16 protein-coding genes are annotated in these 15,241 nt (G+C 64.2%); 4 read left to right on the plus strand and 12 right to left on the minus strand.

All coding sequences use genetic code 11. The features are described 5' to 3' along the window. Both ntrC and QMX83_RS07730 read right to left on the minus strand, forming a co-directional pair. The coding region (gene ntrC / locus QMX83_RS07725; RefSeq protein ID WP_282296044.1) for a nitrogen regulation protein NR(I) at positions 1–1,244 on the minus strand (1,244 nt) is incomplete at its 3' end. Further along, positions 1,234–2,295, minus strand: a complete 1,062-nt coding sequence (locus tag QMX83_RS07730) for an ATP-binding protein (protein ID WP_282296045.1) — start codon at positions 2,293–2,295, stop codon at positions 1,234–1,236. The genes ntrC and QMX83_RS07730, both read right to left, overlap by 11 nt. A gap of 188 nt (positions 2,296–2,483) precedes the next feature. On the opposite strand from QMX83_RS07730, the gene QMX83_RS07735 reads away from it, so the two are divergent. After that, on the plus strand, positions 2,484–3,020 hold the full coding sequence (locus QMX83_RS07735) for a hypothetical protein (protein WP_282296046.1): 537 nt from the start codon (positions 2,484–2,486) through the stop codon (positions 3,018–3,020). Between the two features lie 44 nt (positions 3,021–3,064). On the opposite strand, the gene QMX83_RS07740 is transcribed toward QMX83_RS07735, so the two are convergent. Beyond that, positions 3,065–3,514: an isoprenylcysteine carboxylmethyltransferase family protein gene (locus tag QMX83_RS07740; protein WP_282296047.1), complete on the minus strand. Its 450-nt coding sequence runs from the start codon at positions 3,512–3,514 to the stop codon at positions 3,065–3,067. A gap of 42 nt (positions 3,515–3,556) precedes the next feature. Continuing rightward, positions 3,557–4,048: a DUF2314 domain-containing protein gene (locus tag QMX83_RS07745; protein ID WP_282296048.1), complete on the minus strand. Its 492-nt coding sequence runs from the start codon at positions 4,046–4,048 to the stop codon at positions 3,557–3,559. 93 nt (positions 4,049–4,141) lie between these two features. Here QMX83_RS07745 and QMX83_RS07750 point away from each other — a divergent pair, with 93 nt between their 5' ends. Next, positions 4,142–4,537 carry a TonB family protein gene (locus tag QMX83_RS07750; RefSeq protein WP_282296049.1) on the plus strand — a complete coding sequence of 132 codons (396 nt, stop codon included), beginning with the start codon at positions 4,142–4,144 and terminating at the stop codon, positions 4,535–4,537. A 94-nt stretch (positions 4,538–4,631) separates the two neighbouring features. On the opposite strand, the gene QMX83_RS07755 is transcribed toward QMX83_RS07750, so the two are convergent. After that, entirely contained in the window at positions 4,632–8,453 is a 3,822-nt protein-coding gene (locus QMX83_RS07755) for a M48 family metallopeptidase (RefSeq protein ID WP_282296050.1), read from the minus strand. Between the two features lie 179 nt (positions 8,454–8,632). Here QMX83_RS07755 and QMX83_RS07760 point away from each other — a divergent pair, with 179 nt between their 5' ends. Beyond that, the gene (locus QMX83_RS07760) at positions 8,633–8,974 is read left to right on the plus strand and encodes an energy transducer TonB (protein ID WP_282296052.1); all 342 of its coding nucleotides are present in this window, start codon (positions 8,633–8,635) and stop codon (positions 8,972–8,974) included. 66 nt (positions 8,975–9,040) lie between these two features. Here QMX83_RS07760 and QMX83_RS07765 read toward each other — a convergent pair whose 3' ends face one another. From QMX83_RS07765 to QMX83_RS07795, 7 genes are all read right to left on the minus strand, one after another. Continuing rightward, on the minus strand, positions 9,041–10,351 hold the full coding sequence (locus QMX83_RS07765) for an amidohydrolase family protein (protein ID WP_282296053.1): 1,311 nt from the start codon (positions 10,349–10,351) through the stop codon (positions 9,041–9,043). A 149-nt stretch (positions 10,352–10,500) separates the two neighbouring features. Further along, on the minus strand, positions 10,501–10,884 hold the full coding sequence (locus tag QMX83_RS07770; protein ID WP_282296054.1) for a hypothetical protein: 384 nt from the start codon (positions 10,882–10,884) through the stop codon (positions 10,501–10,503). A gap of 104 nt (positions 10,885–10,988) precedes the next feature. Then, a complete protein-coding gene (locus QMX83_RS07775) occupies positions 10,989–11,423 on the minus strand; it encodes a hypothetical protein (protein WP_282296055.1) in 435 nt (144 codons plus the stop codon). Positions 11,424–11,430: 7 nt separating this feature from the next. After that, entirely contained in the window at positions 11,431–11,631 is a 201-nt protein-coding gene (locus tag QMX83_RS07780; protein WP_282296056.1) for a hypothetical protein, read from the minus strand. Positions 11,632–11,709: 78 nt separating this feature from the next. Beyond that, positions 11,710–12,870: a hypothetical protein gene (locus QMX83_RS07785; RefSeq protein WP_282296057.1), complete on the minus strand. Its 1,161-nt coding sequence runs from the start codon at positions 12,868–12,870 to the stop codon at positions 11,710–11,712. Positions 12,871–12,993: 123 nt separating this feature from the next. Further along, complete coding sequence (locus QMX83_RS07790; protein WP_282296073.1) at positions 12,994–13,686, minus strand: hypothetical protein; 693 nt, start codon at positions 13,684–13,686, stop codon at positions 12,994–12,996. Positions 13,687–13,840: 154 nt separating this feature from the next. Continuing rightward, positions 13,841–14,110: a hypothetical protein gene (locus QMX83_RS07795; RefSeq protein ID WP_282296058.1), complete on the minus strand. Its 270-nt coding sequence runs from the start codon at positions 14,108–14,110 to the stop codon at positions 13,841–13,843. A 350-nt stretch (positions 14,111–14,460) separates the two neighbouring features. On the opposite strand from QMX83_RS07795, the gene QMX83_RS07800 reads away from it, so the two are divergent. Continuing rightward, entirely contained in the window at positions 14,461–15,060 is a 600-nt protein-coding gene (locus tag QMX83_RS07800; protein WP_282296059.1) for a DUF6338 family protein, read from the plus strand. The last annotated feature ends 181 nt before the right edge of the window (positions 15,061–15,241 follow it).

Consider the following 15,241-nt stretch of genomic DNA (forward strand, 5'->3'; position numbering starts at 1 on the left):
GCTTCCCACTGCCCCGGGGCGCCCTGGCTGCGCGTACGCGCGCCGGGTCCCCGGTGCAGGGCGCTGTCCACGTCGGCCACGCCGATGGTGTCCGACGCCGCCAGTGCCGCCATGCGCCAGCAGACGTTTTCGAGTTCGCGCACATTGCCCGGCCAGTCGTGCTCGCGCAGCGCCTGCAATGCAGATGCGGTGAGCCGTTTCGGCGGTGTATCCAGCTTGCGCGCGGCAGCGGCCAGGAAGGTCTCCGCGAGTTGCGCGATATCGTCGCGGCGCTCGCGCAGCGGGGGCAGGCGCAGGCGCACCACATCCAGCCGGTGCAGCAGGTCGGCACGGAAGCGACCTTGCGCCACCAGTGACTCCAGGTCCTGGTGGGTGGCGGCGATCACGCGCACATCCACGCGGATCAGTTCGCGCCCACCCACGCGGAAGAACTCGCCCTCGGCCAGTACGCGCAGCAGCCGGGTCTGCAGCGGCAACGGCATGTCGCCGATCTCGTCCAGGAACAACGTGCCACCGTTCGCCTGCTCGAAGCGCCCCACGTTGCGACGCTGCGCACCGGTGAATGCACCGGCCTCATGCCCGAACAGCTCGCTTTCCAGCAGCTCGGAAGGAATGGCGGCAGTGTTGAGCGCCACGAACGGCCCCTGCGCACGGGGCGACTCGTGGTGCAGCGCATGCGCCACCAGCTCCTTGCCGGTGCCGGTTTCGCCATTGATCAGCACCGACAACGGGGCCTGCGCCAGACGACCGATGGCACGGAACAGCGCGCGCATCGCCGGCGTATCGCCGACCAGCTGCGGTCGCTGGTCCACGTTGGCGGGTGCGACGATCGTGGCTGGTTCTGCAATCGCGGTGTCGCGCTCGGGCAGCACGCGCTGGGCCAGCGCCACCGCGTCATCCAGGTCGAACGGCTTGGACAGGAACTCCTGCGCCCCGCCACGGAACGCACCGGCCGTACTGGCGACGTCGGTGTAGGCCGACATCACGATCACCGGCAGCTGCGGATGGGCGGCCTTGAGCTTGTCCAGCAGGACCAGGCCGTCGTCGCCGGGCATGCGCACGTCGGTGAACAACAGGTCCGGCGGGGTCTGGGTTTCCAGCATCGTCAACGCGGCAGCCGCGCCATCGAAGCCTTCCACCTGGTAGCCCGCGTCGCGCAGCGCGGTGCACAGCACGAAGCGCACCGAGCGGTCATCGTCCACCACCCAGACGCGCTGGGCAGTGCTGCGGTTGTCATCCGCCATGGGCGGGCTCCTCTACGGCGGGTGTGCCCTGCCCTATCGGCAGCAGCACGGTGAAAACGGTATGCCCCGGGCGCGAGCGATAGGTCAGCGTGCCACGGTGTTCGCGCGCCACCTGCTGGGCCAGCGCCAGGCCCAGCCCGGTGCCTTCGGCGCGGCCGCTGACCAGCGGCAGGAACAGATGCTCGGCCAGGTCTTCAGGCACGCCGCGGCCGTCGTCGGCAATCTCCAGCCGCAGCGCCAGCGGATGCAGCGAGTCATTGATCCGCACCCCATGCTCCACGCGGGTGCGCAGGGTGACCGTACCCGCCCCGGCCTGGATGGCGTTGCGGACCAGGTTCCACACCGCCTGGGTGAGGCGGTCGGCGTCGCCGTCGAACTCGGGAATGCTGGGGTCGTAGTCGCGCTGCAGACGCACCGCCCAGCCACCCTCGGTTTCGGCCAGGCGCAGCACGCGCTCCAGCGAGGCATGGATGTTCAACGGCGCATGCGGCGCGGCCGGGGCGGGCGACAGCAGCTGCTCCAGCAGACCGTTGAGGCGCTCAATTTCCGAGCCGATCAGCGCGATCAGCTCGCGCTCGTCGGCATCGCGCTGGGCACTGCGACGGGCCAGCAGCTGGGCGGCCCCTTTCAACCCGGCCAGCGGATTGCGCAGCTCGTGGGCCAGGCCCTTGAGCGCAGCACTGAGCGCGCTGGGCAGCGCCTGGGTCGGGTCCAGGCCCGGAAATTCGTCGACCGGGTGCGCTTCAAGCAGCCAACCGCTCTCATCGCGCCGGCTCAGCCAGCCTTCGGCGAAACGCGGAGCGTCGCCCGGCAAGGCCAGGGCCAGCCGGTGCAGGCGCAGGGTGTCCTGCTCGCCCCGGGCCAGGAAATGAGCCAGCGCTTCGCCCTGTACTTCCAGCGAGGCCAGGGGCTGGCCGACAACGCGGCGCACGCTGACGCCCAGCCAGCGGGCGAACGCGGGGTTGCAGCCCACGACCCGGCCTTCGGTGTCGGCCCAGGCGACGGGCGTGCCCAGCGTGTCGAGGTCGGGAGGGGGAAGCGCGGACGTCATTGCACCAATGTAGTGCAAAACGTGGCGGGGTTGGGGTACGACAACTGCACCGGCCAGCCTTTCGTAGGCACCTATGGAGCCATAATTGGTGACGATGCTAGAGGCGTCTACGTGCAACAAGCGGTATCCGCAGGAGTTCGGGCCCTGCACTGCGATCGCAGCAGCCTTACTGATCAAGGAAGTTGGTGATGTCCATTGCTTCAATAGTGCTTTTCCTGGCGGGCGCCCAAGGCGTAGCCATCAACACATCAACGCAGTTGAATGTGGCGGGGCCGGATTTGGCGGGCCAGCAGAGGCTTGAAGTGGAGTCAGGTCTTGATCCACATATCAAGCAACTGCAAGAGAAGTACAAAGATCGCCTGACATACATCTCAATTGAGTCACAGCCGGACCTGCATATTCGGATTGGGCTCAAGGGCAGCGCTGTCGAGCCTGACCAGAAACTGTCAGTCAACGGTGAGTCGGTCCGGGTCGATCTCCAGGAGGGCTATCTCTATACGCGCGAAGAGTTCCGACAGGTCGTCAAGAAGGCGACGCCCAAGATCATTGAGCTGATCCCTGATGCCACCAGCATCAACGGGCGTCCCAACCTGAACATCATTGAGATATGGGTTCAAGGCACGGACGAGAAAACATACCAACGCGCGTTGGAACAAATCCAGAAAATCACCGGAATCAAGGCGCAAGTCGTCCTTGGAACAGTACCTTCCCGCAACTCCGTGTAAGCAGCGGCCGGTGCAATCCCAAGGACTTTCCCCTGCGGGTCAGATCATATCCACCGACGTACGGCGGCACAGTACACCGCGTACTCGTCCGGGAACATCGCAGCCAACTGGCGCTCTTCCGGCATGATCTGGAATCTCGTCAAGTAGCCGATGTAGAACCCAACGAAAACGAGACCCGCAGGCTGCCCCAGACAGATCACCCAGCCGATCAGCGCGATGGCATAGCCCAGATACATCGGGTTGCGAGAATGGCGATAGAGGCCCGAGGTGATCAAGGTCGATGACTGCTCTGGCCGCAGCGGACTGACCGTCGTACCTGCGCGCCGGAACAACACCTTGGGGAGTGCATTGAGTGACAGTCCCAGCACGATGATGGGAAGGCCGAAGGTGAGGTTGGGAGCTGATGATCCGGTTCCAGCCAGGAACCAGAGGACGGCGGCGAGCGCCACCAGCAGCAGCGGTGGCGGGACCTTGGTTTCCAGAGCTGACAGCATGCGATCTGATCTGCCGGACCGACGGGACGTTGCCGGGTCAGCCTACATCAGGTCCGGCAACGGCGCGTAGCTCTGCGCCCCGATGTAGGCGTCGTAGGCACCCCGCTCCGACTCCGGCAACCGCCCGCGCTGCAGGCGCAGCGAGTAACCGCCGTGCAGCACCCCGTCGAAGATGACGGCCCAGTCCCCGACTTCTTCATTGGCAATGAAGCGGCTGGACCCTGGGGTGATGCCCGGGAAGTGCGCGGGGGCCTCGAAAACGCGGGCGTCGAAACCAACGTCGTCAACGTGCTCGACGCTCAACCACAACCACATTCCCTTGCCGTCAGGATCGGGGATGTAGGTCTTGACCATCGGGGATGCGTCGGGATGCTCGGCAGTCGCCAGCAGCGCGCGGAAGTGGTGCAGGGTCTTCTGCGAGGCCCGCGCGAGGTCGGCCAGCTCGCCGTCCGGCATGTTCATGAACAGGGGCTCGGCTGATGCCGCGTCGGGGCGGCCAATGCCGAGCCGGGCGAGGAGTCCTTTCAGTCGCATGTCCGTGGTCCGGCGTGAAGGTCATGTGAGTTTAGGGCAGCCGCGGGGTGCGCTACCATCGCCCCCAGCACACCAACAGGAAGGTCGTGGCGCATGGATGTCCGCAGGGGTTTGGCCGTTGGCAAGGGTCTGCAGCGCCTGATGAGCGGGGCCCTGTTTGCAATGCTGGCCGGTGCCGCTGGCGCAGCGCCAGCACCGCAGACTGAGCCGCCCCCACCGCCGCCAAGCTACACCCCGGGCAGCCCCGACGAGCCCGAATCACACACCGTGGTCCTGATTCTGGACATCAACGCGGACGGCAGCATTTCGAAGGTCGAGCTTGAGACGTCCAGTGGAATTGCGGACCTGGACAAAGCGGCCATGGACGCGGCTGCCGGGTGGAATTTCGCGCATGCGGTCCAAGGGGGACAGCCCATGCGAGCCCGGGTTCCGGTCAAGTTCCCGGTGGCGGACGTAGCCGCCAAGCAGAAGGCCGCGCAGAATCCGTAGAGACGCGCCATGCGCGTCTGACGGGGTATCGGGACAGGCCTAGCCACGCATGGCGTGGCTCTACAGTGGTCTGCCTCTGGCCCTCGTGAACGCCTTACAGCAGGTGGGGGCGCTCGGAACCGAACAGCAGCTTCTTGGCACCGTCGCGCCATTGCGGCGGGCAGGACTCACCGCGAAGTATCGCCGCCACGGTGTAGGCGTTGCCACGGCTGCCGGCGCGCACGTTGCCCAGCGCGGCTTCGGCCTGCGCTATAGAGGCGTTCGCGCGCACCGCGTCGACGAACGCGACGACGCGCTGCGCTTCCTCCGGATCGGTGGCCAGCACCTTCTGCCTCCACGCCGCTTCGTCGCCCCCATGCCGCAGGGTCAGCGCCCACATGCTCCAGGTCGATTCCAGATCGACGTTCTCTTCAACCGGCAGGCCCAGCGCCTGCTCGATCCATTCAGCGGAAGCACCATCGGAAGCGGCAACTAGGCGAACGATACGCGGATACAACGAGGGATTGGCCTGCGCCAGGCTCAGGGCGCGATCGTAGTCACCCTCGTCCAGCCGCAGGTAGGCTTCATAGGACGTGCCGACGACCTGCTCGCTTTCGAACGCCAACAGGGTGCTGAGGAACGCTGAGTCGGAAGCAAGGGACTCGATTTCCTGAGGGCTTGCACCCAGCATGCGCTTGACCCGCGCCAACTCCACCACCGAGATGTCCGCCGTCTGCGGTGCGTTTGCAGACGTGGTGAGGGCCTGGTTGGCAGCGGTCCAATCACTGCGCTCCGAAAGCGTGAAGCCTGCGGCCATCGCGAACCACGGTTCCTGCGGCCAGCGACGATAGCCTGCGAGGAATGCATCATTCTTCGCCGGGCCGTCGTCCATGCAGCGCGCCACCAGATACGCAAATGCAGACGACGTCGGCTTCTGCGCTGCGAGCTGCCGTTGACGTTCGCAGGTTGCATCGTGCGCTGCACCCTCGCTGACGTCCTGCTCCATGCGCAACGTTGCCACGTCCTCGGGATACCGCGCCAACCGATCGGCAACGACGTCTTTCGCTGCCTCCGGATACGTCATCGCCATCGCCATCCACATCGGAAGGTTGCGCGACGCTGGCGCGTCCCAGCGCGCGTGCGCCAGGATCATGGCTTCGCGCTGCTCATCACTGTCCACCATGGTGGCCTGCTGCTGCGGAGCCAGATCCCCCTTTGCCGACAACACCGAACGACGGCCACCCTGCTCGTACTTGCCGGTTTGAATGGTGTCCGGCGGAGATTCCAGCACGTAATCGGCCCGCGTCGCCATCCAGCGCTCCGCGCCCAGATAGCGCTCGGGTTCCTCTTTGACGTCCCCATACACCGCTGACCACTCCATCAGCGGTGCAGCGCCGGCCACGTTGTAGGTAAAGTGCGAACGGCCGCTGATGTGCTCACTGTCGAACGACTCGATCAGTTGTCCGTCCGCCGTGTGAGCCTCCACTTTGTGGCTGGTGCCCGGATCAACATCCATCGTGGCACTCTGCAGCGGGTCCAGACTGACACTGCTGCCATCGATGGTGACCCGAACCGGGATGGCCAGGCCGTTGTACAGCGACACCGTCGCGGCACCGGTATGCATGCCCAGCGCCAGCACGCCAACGACGATGCCTGCGGCGACGGCTCCGCGCGCGAGGCTCGCGCCCCAGCCGTTGGCAGTCTGGAAGCGATCCCACAGGCCCAGCTTGGTCTGCAGCTTGCGCTCCTTGCCGGGCAGCAGCACCGGATAGTCCCGGGGAACCTGTGAAGGACCTGGTGCGGCGGGTGCCACTTCGCCCGAAGCCAGCCGCGCCTCGACCGCATCCTCGTTGGCCAACAGCGCTTCCAGCGTTGCCGCCCGCAGCTGCGACAGCACCGCGCAGGTGTGGTTGACCCAGCCACCGGCGTGCTGGATCCAGTTGTTGATGTTCTGTTCCGACGCCAGCCCCAGGCCCAGCTCCCCCAGCGCGTCCCGCAGCGGCTTGCCACCGTGGTCGATCACGGTCTGGTCGACCACGCAGACGCGGCCGTAGTCGTAGATGACGACCAGGGCGCGCTGCATCTGGTTGGCGGCGGCGATCAGCCGGCGCAGTTCCTTTTCAGAGACACGGTTGTCGGCCGTCACCACATGCATGGTGTTGAGGAAGACGCCGTACAGGTCACGCAGATCGGCCTCGACGTGCTCACAGAAGTGCAGCAGGCTGACCTGCCCTTCCAGCAGCGCCTCCCAGCCTTCGCCAGTGCGACGCGCGGCCAGCCGATGCAGGCTGCGGCATTCCTGGTCGTGCTGGAACACCGCTTGGCGTAACGGCGCGATCTCAGCGTCCACGGTGGCGATAGCCGACGCCAGCTGTTTGGTGCCCAGCACCTGGTCACGCCAGTGCACACGGCTGGCCGACGCACGCAGATAACCGGTTCGCGCGCCCTCCAACGTGGCCCGCTCTGCCTCCAGGCGCTGCAGCTGCTGCAGTGCCTGGCCATGCGCCGGCGAGTACAACGCGGCAATACGCTCGCGCAGCTGGTCGTTGTACAGCGACGACAGCGTGCCCACGAACAGCTCACCCGGCGTGGCGACACTGCGCAGGAAGGAGCCGCGCAGGTAGCTGCCCTGGTAACGCTGCTGCATGGCGCGCACTTCAAACTCGGCGTCCAAGCGGCTCAGGGTTTCGGCTGCATCGGCAAACGCTGGCGGCGCTTCGCGCAGCATGTCGCGGGTGATCTTCTGCTTGAGACATTCCGCGTCGCGGAACAGCAGCATGGCCGGTCGCTCGTCGATCACCGCCGCCACGTAGCGCCGCTTCAGGTTGTTTTCGCGGTCGGCATTGGCCGGGTGAGTCGACCACATCTGCGGTACGCGCACGCCATCGCTGCGGAACACGCGGTGCAGCTCGCGCTCGTGCTCGGGCAGCTGCGGTGGATCGGCAAACATCGGATCGGGCGACACCCGGCGCAGGTTTGCCAGCATGCGAGTCTGCACCGCGAACAGGTCGGCCACCGGGTGACCGGCCGCATACTGGCGCGACGCGAAGTCGAGCGCCTTGTCCCAGGCCACATCGGCCGCACCCAGCTTGTGCAGCGCATGCACCAGCGCGTCGCTGCCAGCCAGCGAGGCCGCGACCAGGTCTGCCTGGTACTCCATCTCACGCGACAGGGCGCGTTCGGAGAGGCTGACCACGCTGAACGCCGTATCCACCAGCGAGCGGATCGCCCAGATGATCAGCGACAACGTCCAGCCGACCCAGGCCACGCGGAAGTCGGTGCGCGAAAGGCCGGCCAGGAAAGTGTCGAGCGCATCCCGGCGCGCGACCAGCTGCGTGGCGATCTGGTGGGCCACGTAGACCCAGCGCCCGACCGCCATCGTGCGCTGTGCAAAGTGGCCGAACTCGTGGCCCAGTACCGCCTTGAACTCGGTGAGGTTCAGCGCATTGACCAGCGCCAGGCCGATATCCAGATTCTTGCGCGAGGGGAATAGCAGATTGACCAGCGACAGGCCGTAGAACACGCCGGCGTTGACCCGCGGCGACAGATAGACCCGCTTGGGTCGCGGCGCGCCGGCCTCGTCGGCCAGGCGATGCAGGAACGCGAACAGTTCCGGCTGGTCGGCCGGCTTGAGTTCCAGGTCTTCGGATGCTTGGCCGCGCTTGAGGAAGATCAGCCCCTTGGCCATGAACACCGCCAGGAACAACGCAAAGCCGCCGACGATGGCATTGAGGAGTGCGTTACCACCCTCGCCGGACAGCAGCATGCGCAGCATGCGGAAGGCGGTCCAGCCGAACCAGCCCATCAGGGCAAAGTAGGCGGCCGCAAAGGTGAGCAAACCCGCCACTGCCAGCCAGGCATGGCGGCGGTAAGCGGAGCTGGGCGCGGTGAGCTGTGCAGGCACGGCCGAAGGCCCCGCCGGATAGAGCGAATCCATGGTGTATCCCCCTGTTGTCGTGCTCCATGCCGTCCCCCCGGACGTGACGCGGAGCGGGCCGGGCGTCATGCCCGGCGTGGGGAGATTGTGCACGTTGTGGGGGATGGGTGCCATTGCACGCTTGGCCAAAAAGCGCGCTACGATCGCGCCATCTCCCACCTACCCTCTGGTCGTGACGCATGGATGCCATCCGGATTGCCAACGTTCGCAAGGGTTTCCAGCGTCTGCTACAGGCGCTGTTGCTGCTGGTTATCACCGGTAGCGCATCTGCACAGATGCAGCCGCCGCGTTATCCGGCCGAGTCAGCCGCAGCCGGCGAGACCGGCACCGTGATTCTGATTCTCGACGTGGCTGCCGATGGCAGCGTCACCAAGGTGGAGGTGGAGACGTCCAGTGGGTTCCCGAGGCTGGATGCCTCAGCTATGGAGGCGGCCGCCGGATGGCGGTTCACTCCCCCAACGGTGGCCGGTAAGCCAGTTGGGGGCCGGGTGCGGGTGCCCGTCGACTTCGCTCCCAAGTGAAGCGTAGAGACGCGCCATGCGCGTCTTTGGCATGTCGGCAAAGGCCCGGCCACGCAGGGCGTGGCGCTACCGGGTCAACAGTGCGCGTGCGGACGCCTCTGCCCCGCGGAGCACGTCGGCGGTATCCACCTCAACCAGCTTGCCATCGCGCTTCAGTACCCGCCCATCCACGATCACTGTATCCACGTTACTGGGGCGCGCCGAGTAAACCAGCAGGGCGGCCGGATCGCCGCCACCAAAGCCGGACAGGTTGAGCGACTGTAGTGTGACGATCTGCAGGTCCGCTCGCTTTCCAACGCTCAGGCTGCCGACCTGATCGCCCATGCCGATCGCTTCGGCTGCGCGGCGCGTTGCCAGCGCCAGCAGCTCGCGCGGTGATGGTGCTTTTTCATCACGATCGGCACCGCTCCAGGTCAGCGCGACCAGTCGCATGCTGGCAAACATGTCAGCGCTTCCGGCCAGACTGTTGCCATCGATGCCCAGACCCTGCCGACTGACCGCGGCGAAGTGCTTGAGTTGCGTCAACCCATAGCCGACCCGGTGCTCACTGATGGGCGTCAGCGCCAAACCCGCCCCTGCCGCTTCCAACGCCGCCAGTTGGTCCGGACGGGCATCGGTGGCGTGTACCACCGTCATCGTGGGCGACAGGTAGTTGCGCTTGATGAGTGCGTCGAACATTGGTTCCGGTTCGCCGCTGACGTGCACCTGGACCGGCAAGCCCAGGCCTTGCGCGGTATCGAATTCCTGCTGGCGCATGGCCCAGTTGGCTGTGCTTTTGCGGTCGCGTGGCAGACGCCAGGCGAGACCTATGCGCACGCGCGACGTGGGAGTCGCATCATTCTGCTGTTTCGCCAACGCGCGTAGCTGCTCAAGGTCGATGCGCTGCTTGGTGGTCTTGTCCGGGCCACCGTAATACATCGTCGCGCGGATACCTGAATCCTCCAGCGCGCGCAGGCCCGCTTCACCGTGTGCAGGGGTGAGTACGTTGTCGAAGAAGTCGGCCGTGCTGGTGATGCCGCCGTCGAGCAGCTCCAGCGCGCCCGTGTACATCGCGGTGTGCACGTCGTCCGGGGTCATCTTCGCAGCCAACGCCGAGCTGACCGGAAAGAACTGTCCCTCGGCGTTGCGGAACTGACCACGCAGTGTGGTGACGTAAAGATGTGAGTGGGTGTCCACGAAACCGGGGAGCACGATGGCACCCTGCGCGGAGATGCGCTCGGCACCTTCCGCGTTGAGATTCCTGCCAATCGCCACGATTTTCCCGTCACGCACGTGGACGTCGCCAGCCTCGACGTCTCCGAGCGACGGATCCATGGTCATGATGTAGCCGTTCTGGATCAGGATGTCTTTGGCATGCGTTGGTAGACTCAGAGCCATGCCAATCATTGCGGAAAGCAGTACGGGCACCCGTGGCTTCATGGGCTCGATCTCCTCAAGGCTTCATGTGGGGGAGTGGGCCTTGTAGCCGAAGTGCATTGTGCTGCAGATGGGATCATCGCTGAGTGATTGACGCGACATTCCTGCCTTCAACCTTCCACTTGATCTTCGAGCCCAAACCGCGATGTGAACTCCTCAAATGGCAGCTCAATGGGGGAGAGAAGGTATGAAATGCCGTCACTCTGCTGCTTGACGTGCCAAAGAATCACGCCTTCCGGGGGGATGTGCGGTTGAAAGGGGAACACGAATGAAGGAAGCCACAGCAGCTGGATGTCACCGTCGCCGTGCCAACCAAGCTTCCGGAACTGTGCTTTGGCTATGGCTACATACCGCGCGGGATCACCGTCGATGAACCGGGATGGATCTTCCAGGAAGTGCAGGTTGTCGATCCACTCATATCCGTAGCCCTCGAAGGACTTAAGCGCCTCTGGCGGATATTCAATGACGTTGTGTTCGGGGATTGAGTACGCCAACGTAGTCTCCAAGTTGTATTGAGTCAGACTGCTATCTACTCACACCGTGCGGCGCTAACGGGCGAGAATCAGCGCTCGCCGCAGTCCTTGACCGTCAACAGCGTTTACGATTGATCGGCGTAGAAGTACTTGTATCGTCCCTGCGACCACGCGGCTATTTCCTGCTCCGAGTTTTCGGAGAAGTAAGAAGCGATGTTATCGGCCAGTTGGTGGAGATTTTTGCTTCGCAGGTACGCAATTGTTTCCTCGACACCCGCGCCCACCATGTTCTCGACGTCGAAGCCGCAACCCACATCCATGTTCAGGTGCTTGGCCTGCCACATGGCGCTGGTATCGGCCGGGTCGCCAACGTGGAACAGGAGATAGGCGCACCAATAGATGTTCTCGAAGAACTCCTGGTCTTCGTCCGCGGTGCGGTAGGCGACCTCTGCCCGAAATATCTCCCTCAAGAGCGGGTGATGAGTCTTGGCGTTCTCCGGCCGAATGCTGCGGAGCATTTGCTCACGGGTTTCCGGACTACTGATGTCTTGGCCTGCCATGGGTATCTCATAGCTCGTCTGCAAGCAGATCGGCAGCCAGGTACCGCTTCGATACCTTCCTGCCTCTCACCTCAAGATAATAGTTGTAGCGAGCGTCCTTGTGATGCCAGATGACACCATGAACGGTACCCACTCGCGGGGTCCGGTTCCCCTCCCCCACGACGACCTTGACGCGCTGCCCTATCTCGAACTCGGGCTTGGCCTGCATTCTTGTTGCCCCCCGTTGCTTGGTCAAGGGGCAATATAGCGAGTGAAGCAGTTGACCGCGCAGGGCGTGGCTGTGGGCTCAGGCGGCGCGGCGGCTCCCGCTCGCTCTGAATAAGTCCTGGTTCACAGCGTTGCTCAGCACTATCTGCAGACCCTGATCTGCTATCTCGTACTCCCCGTTGACTCCGGTCGGTTCAAGGGCTTGTTCTCCGGTCAGCCGCCGGATGGCGGTCTGTACGCGCGACGTGGTCGGCGCAGCCGTCACTTCCATGTATTGCCGCATCGCCCCCCTTGCTTCCTCGGTGTACACCGATTTCTGCCCGCTGGTGGCAAGCCAGACCATCACCGCGGACTCGACGTCCTGCAGAGCCGTGAACCAGTCGGCGTACTCATCATCAAACTTGGCCCTGTACCACTCCTGCACGGCAGCGCTCAGGTCATTGCTGCCTCTTACCAGCAGGATCCGCACGATTTCATTCAGGAACAGCGGGGTGTAGCAGAGGCGTGGGAAGAACAACTTCAGCGCGTTGCGATCCACCTCGATGCCGGCAACCGCTTCCAGGTAGTCCGCACGAGAATCCACGAAGCTGTCGCCAAGGTTGGGCAAGGTCAACGATTCTGCCGACCTGAACAGCGGTGCTTTTGCACGATTGAACAGTCGCATCAGTCCATCACGGGACGAGCCGGTGAAGAACACACTCAGCCGCCCTTCCACGTCCTGGAGGGCGGTCCGGAACGCCGCGACGAAGTTGTCGGAGCCTTTGCCTGCCAGCGCCTGGAATTCGTCCAGCGCGATCAACGCGTGGGTTCCACGGCCGGCGATGAGGTGCAGCGCGTTGGCAAGACGGTTCTCAAGGCTGGCCTCCGGGTGCGGTGTCGGCCCGGTTGCCGGTGCCCAGTCCCCCTGGATGTCCACCCCAGGCACTTTGAACGTGGCCCGCAGGGACGACAGGTTCAATGGGCGCAACAGCGAACCGCGTGGGGGCGCTGCGTAGGCAACGGCCTCCAACCCTTCCACCAGCCCGAGCTCGGGATTGTCTCGATTTCTCCAGAGATCGACGCGCGCGGCGAACCACCCTGCTTCGTGCAGTGCCGGCAGCAAGTCATAGCGGACAAAGGAGGTCTTGCCATGCCGGCGGGGCGCGAACAGGGTGACGTTCGCGCCAGAGAGCAACAGCCGGGTGACGCTCTCGAGCAGGTCCCGTCGGGCGAAGTACGGCAGCGTGGTCTGGAGGGACACGGCAGCTCCTTAGCAGGTATTTCAGCGACCTGCTAAGCCTAGCCAAATCCTGCTAACTTCTTCCAACCCGTTGTCGCATAAGGCCATTCTCATGCGAGCGATGAAGAAGGAGACACTCTGCCGTCACTTACTCGCGTGCCGCTCGCCCTCACCGCCCTCAGCCTGCTTCCCAGTGCGGCTGGCCGCGAACTCCGGGAAGGTCTTTTCCAGCGAATCCTTGTCCGGCAGCACGTAGAACACGCCGCCCTTCTTGAAGGTGGGCTGGATGACGGCCTCATAGAACGTCGGCGAGACGTTGATGCAGCCGTGGGAAATGCGGTTGTCGTCCGGGGTGGGCGTGGCCAGGCGCTCTGCGCGCTTCTCGGTCTTGCTGCCCGGGGGGATCGGATGCAGCGAGATCGCCGAATCGTAGTCGACCCACAGCACTTCGCCGGCGTCGCTGGAGGGGCCGTAGCCACCGATGAAACGACCGGCCGGCGTGGTGCGGTCGCGGCCAGGAATTGCGCTCAAGGCGATGCCGGTGATGCCCGGTGCCACGTGGTCACCCTTGGCCGAGCCGAACAGCCCCGGTGCGGCACCGCGCAGCTTGCCCTTGCCGTCGAACACCAGAATCTGGGCGGCCGCCTTGTCCATGATCGCGAAGGGGTAGCCCTGCGTGTCCTTGGTAGCCACCACCCAGCCGGCGAGCTCGATCACCGTGTCGGACACGGGCTGGTCTTTCGGCAGCTCGTCATTGGACGGCGTCGGCGCGGGCACCGGTTCGGCGACCGCATCTTTGGCGTGGGCCATGCCGGTGCCGGCGAAGGCCAGTGCCAGGAGCAGTGCGCCACTGAGGACTCGACGTGCGGGGTGTGCGTACATGGGGATAAGACTACTCGTTCAACTGAAGACTGCTGGATCAAAAGGGACCAGTGGCCAGCAACGGCCACTGGTCCCTATTCAGAAATCCCTCACAAGTGTGGAGGAGGGATCAACCGCGCGGCGTACGGCGGGGTGCGCTCTCGAGTCGCTGCACGCGACCTTCGATGGCGTCCAGACGCTGGTTGGCCTGCTGCGCGGACTGGTTGGCCGACTCTGCGCTCTGCGCTGCACCCTGGACCTTGGTGTCCAAGTTGTCGAGGCGCGAGTTGATCGTGGCGAACTCGTCCTTGTAGGTGGCGCAGGCGCTGAGGCCGGCGGTGACAACGAGGGCAACGCCCAGCTTGCTGGCGGTCTTGAGGTTCTGCTTGGTCAGGAACATGGGGTGGTTCTCCTTCATCGGGGGTGACTGGAATATAGCCGTGTTTTCCGCAGGCGCTCTCCCCAGCATTCAGTTGAAATCCGGCGACGTGGAAGGAGTGTGAAATTGTGAAATGGTGGGTGAATAGGTAGGAAATCCGGTCTCTGCGGCCGTCGTAGTGACGCGCCATGCGCGTCAGCCTCGGGATGCTCCAGCGCCATTCAGGCTGCTCACGTCAGAGCCTTGACTCGCTGAAGTGCGGCCGAGGCCTTGCAACGTATACGTGTGGCAGCCATCGCCTTGTGACCAAGGATGTGCCGCGCCTCAATTCCTACACTCGGGGCAGCCAACAACATGGAGCGCGTACTTCAATGGAAGGAATCCCAGAACTGTCTGCGGGGGTCATCTCCCTGCTGGTGTTCCTGCTTCCCGGTTTCGTTGCCGCATGGGTGTTCTACGGCCTGACGTCTCATCCGAGACCCGAAAAGTTTGAGCGCGTTGTCGAGGTACTGATCTACACGTTCGTTGTGCAGGCCCTGGTGCCGGTTCTGAAATGGGCACTTCTCTGGACCGGTGAGTACTTCGCCATCCTGCCGTGGAGCGATGACGCCAAGTTGGTCGCATCTTTGGCAGTCGCGCTCGTGGCCGGATCCGCTGCTACTGTGTGCGCAAACAAGGACGTTCCACACAGATGGTTGAGGAAGTATGGCCGGCTGACCCTCCGTAGGTCCCATCCTTCAGAATGGTTCACCGCTTTTGCAACGATACAGGCCCAGGTCACACTGAACTTCAAGGACGGTCGTCGTCTACAAGGGTGGCCTAAAGAATGGCCCCGCAGCCCCCACGCAGGACATTTCGTGCTTCAGGAGCCGGCGTGGATTAAAGGAGATGGCTACGTGGAACTGCGCCAGACCGAGACCGTGGTCGTTCCCGCGAGCGAGATTGAGTCCGTAGAATTCATGAAAGAGTGAGCAACACATGACCAACGACAAGAAACCAAGCCAACCACGCCCCATCATCCCAGGCGACTCCAGGGGCTCAAATCCTGACAACCCTGCTCGTAGCCAGATTGGCTACAAGCGGCCGCCTCCTTCTCCAGCACCACCTCCGCCTTTGAGGCCAAGGGTGTCAGATTGATGGGTGGTGCGTTCG

It is taken from the genome of Stenotrophomonas sp. PS02289 (genome assembly GCF_029960115.1).
Lineage (GTDB): Bacteria > Pseudomonadota > Gammaproteobacteria > Xanthomonadales > Xanthomonadaceae > Stenotrophomonas.

Excerpts from the sequence above, each read along its gene's own strand:
- QMX83_RS07730 (WP_282296045.1), bottom strand. The coding sequence starts at position 2,295 with ATGACGTCCGCGCTTCCCCCTCCCGACCTCGACACGCTGGGCACGCCC.
- QMX83_RS07735 (WP_282296046.1), top strand. The coding sequence starts at position 2,484 with ATGTCCATTGCTTCAATAGTGCTTTTCCTGGCGGGCGCCCAAGGCGTA.
- QMX83_RS07740 (WP_282296047.1), bottom strand. The coding sequence starts at position 3,514 with ATGCTGTCAGCTCTGGAAACCAAGGTCCCGCCACCGCTGCTGCTGGTG.
- QMX83_RS07745 (WP_282296048.1), bottom strand. The coding sequence starts at position 4,048 with ATGCGACTGAAAGGACTCCTCGCCCGGCTCGGCATTGGCCGCCCCGAC.
- QMX83_RS07750 (WP_282296049.1), top strand. The coding sequence starts at position 4,142 with ATGGATGTCCGCAGGGGTTTGGCCGTTGGCAAGGGTCTGCAGCGCCTG.
- QMX83_RS07755 (WP_282296050.1), bottom strand. The coding sequence starts at position 8,453 with ATGGATTCGCTCTATCCGGCGGGGCCTTCGGCCGTGCCTGCACAGCTC.
- QMX83_RS07760 (WP_282296052.1), top strand. The coding sequence starts at position 8,633 with ATGGATGCCATCCGGATTGCCAACGTTCGCAAGGGTTTCCAGCGTCTG.
- QMX83_RS07765 (WP_282296053.1), bottom strand. The coding sequence starts at position 10,351 with ATGGCTCTGAGTCTACCAACGCATGCCAAAGACATCCTGATCCAGAAC.
- QMX83_RS07775 (WP_282296055.1), bottom strand. The coding sequence starts at position 11,423 with ATGGCAGGCCAAGACATCAGTAGTCCGGAAACCCGTGAGCAAATGCTC.
- QMX83_RS07780 (WP_282296056.1), bottom strand. The coding sequence starts at position 11,631 with ATGCAGGCCAAGCCCGAGTTCGAGATAGGGCAGCGCGTCAAGGTCGTC.
- QMX83_RS07795 (WP_282296058.1), bottom strand. The coding sequence starts at position 14,110 with ATGTTCCTGACCAAGCAGAACCTCAAGACCGCCAGCAAGCTGGGCGTT.
- QMX83_RS07800 (WP_282296059.1), top strand. The coding sequence starts at position 14,461 with ATGGAAGGAATCCCAGAACTGTCTGCGGGGGTCATCTCCCTGCTGGTG.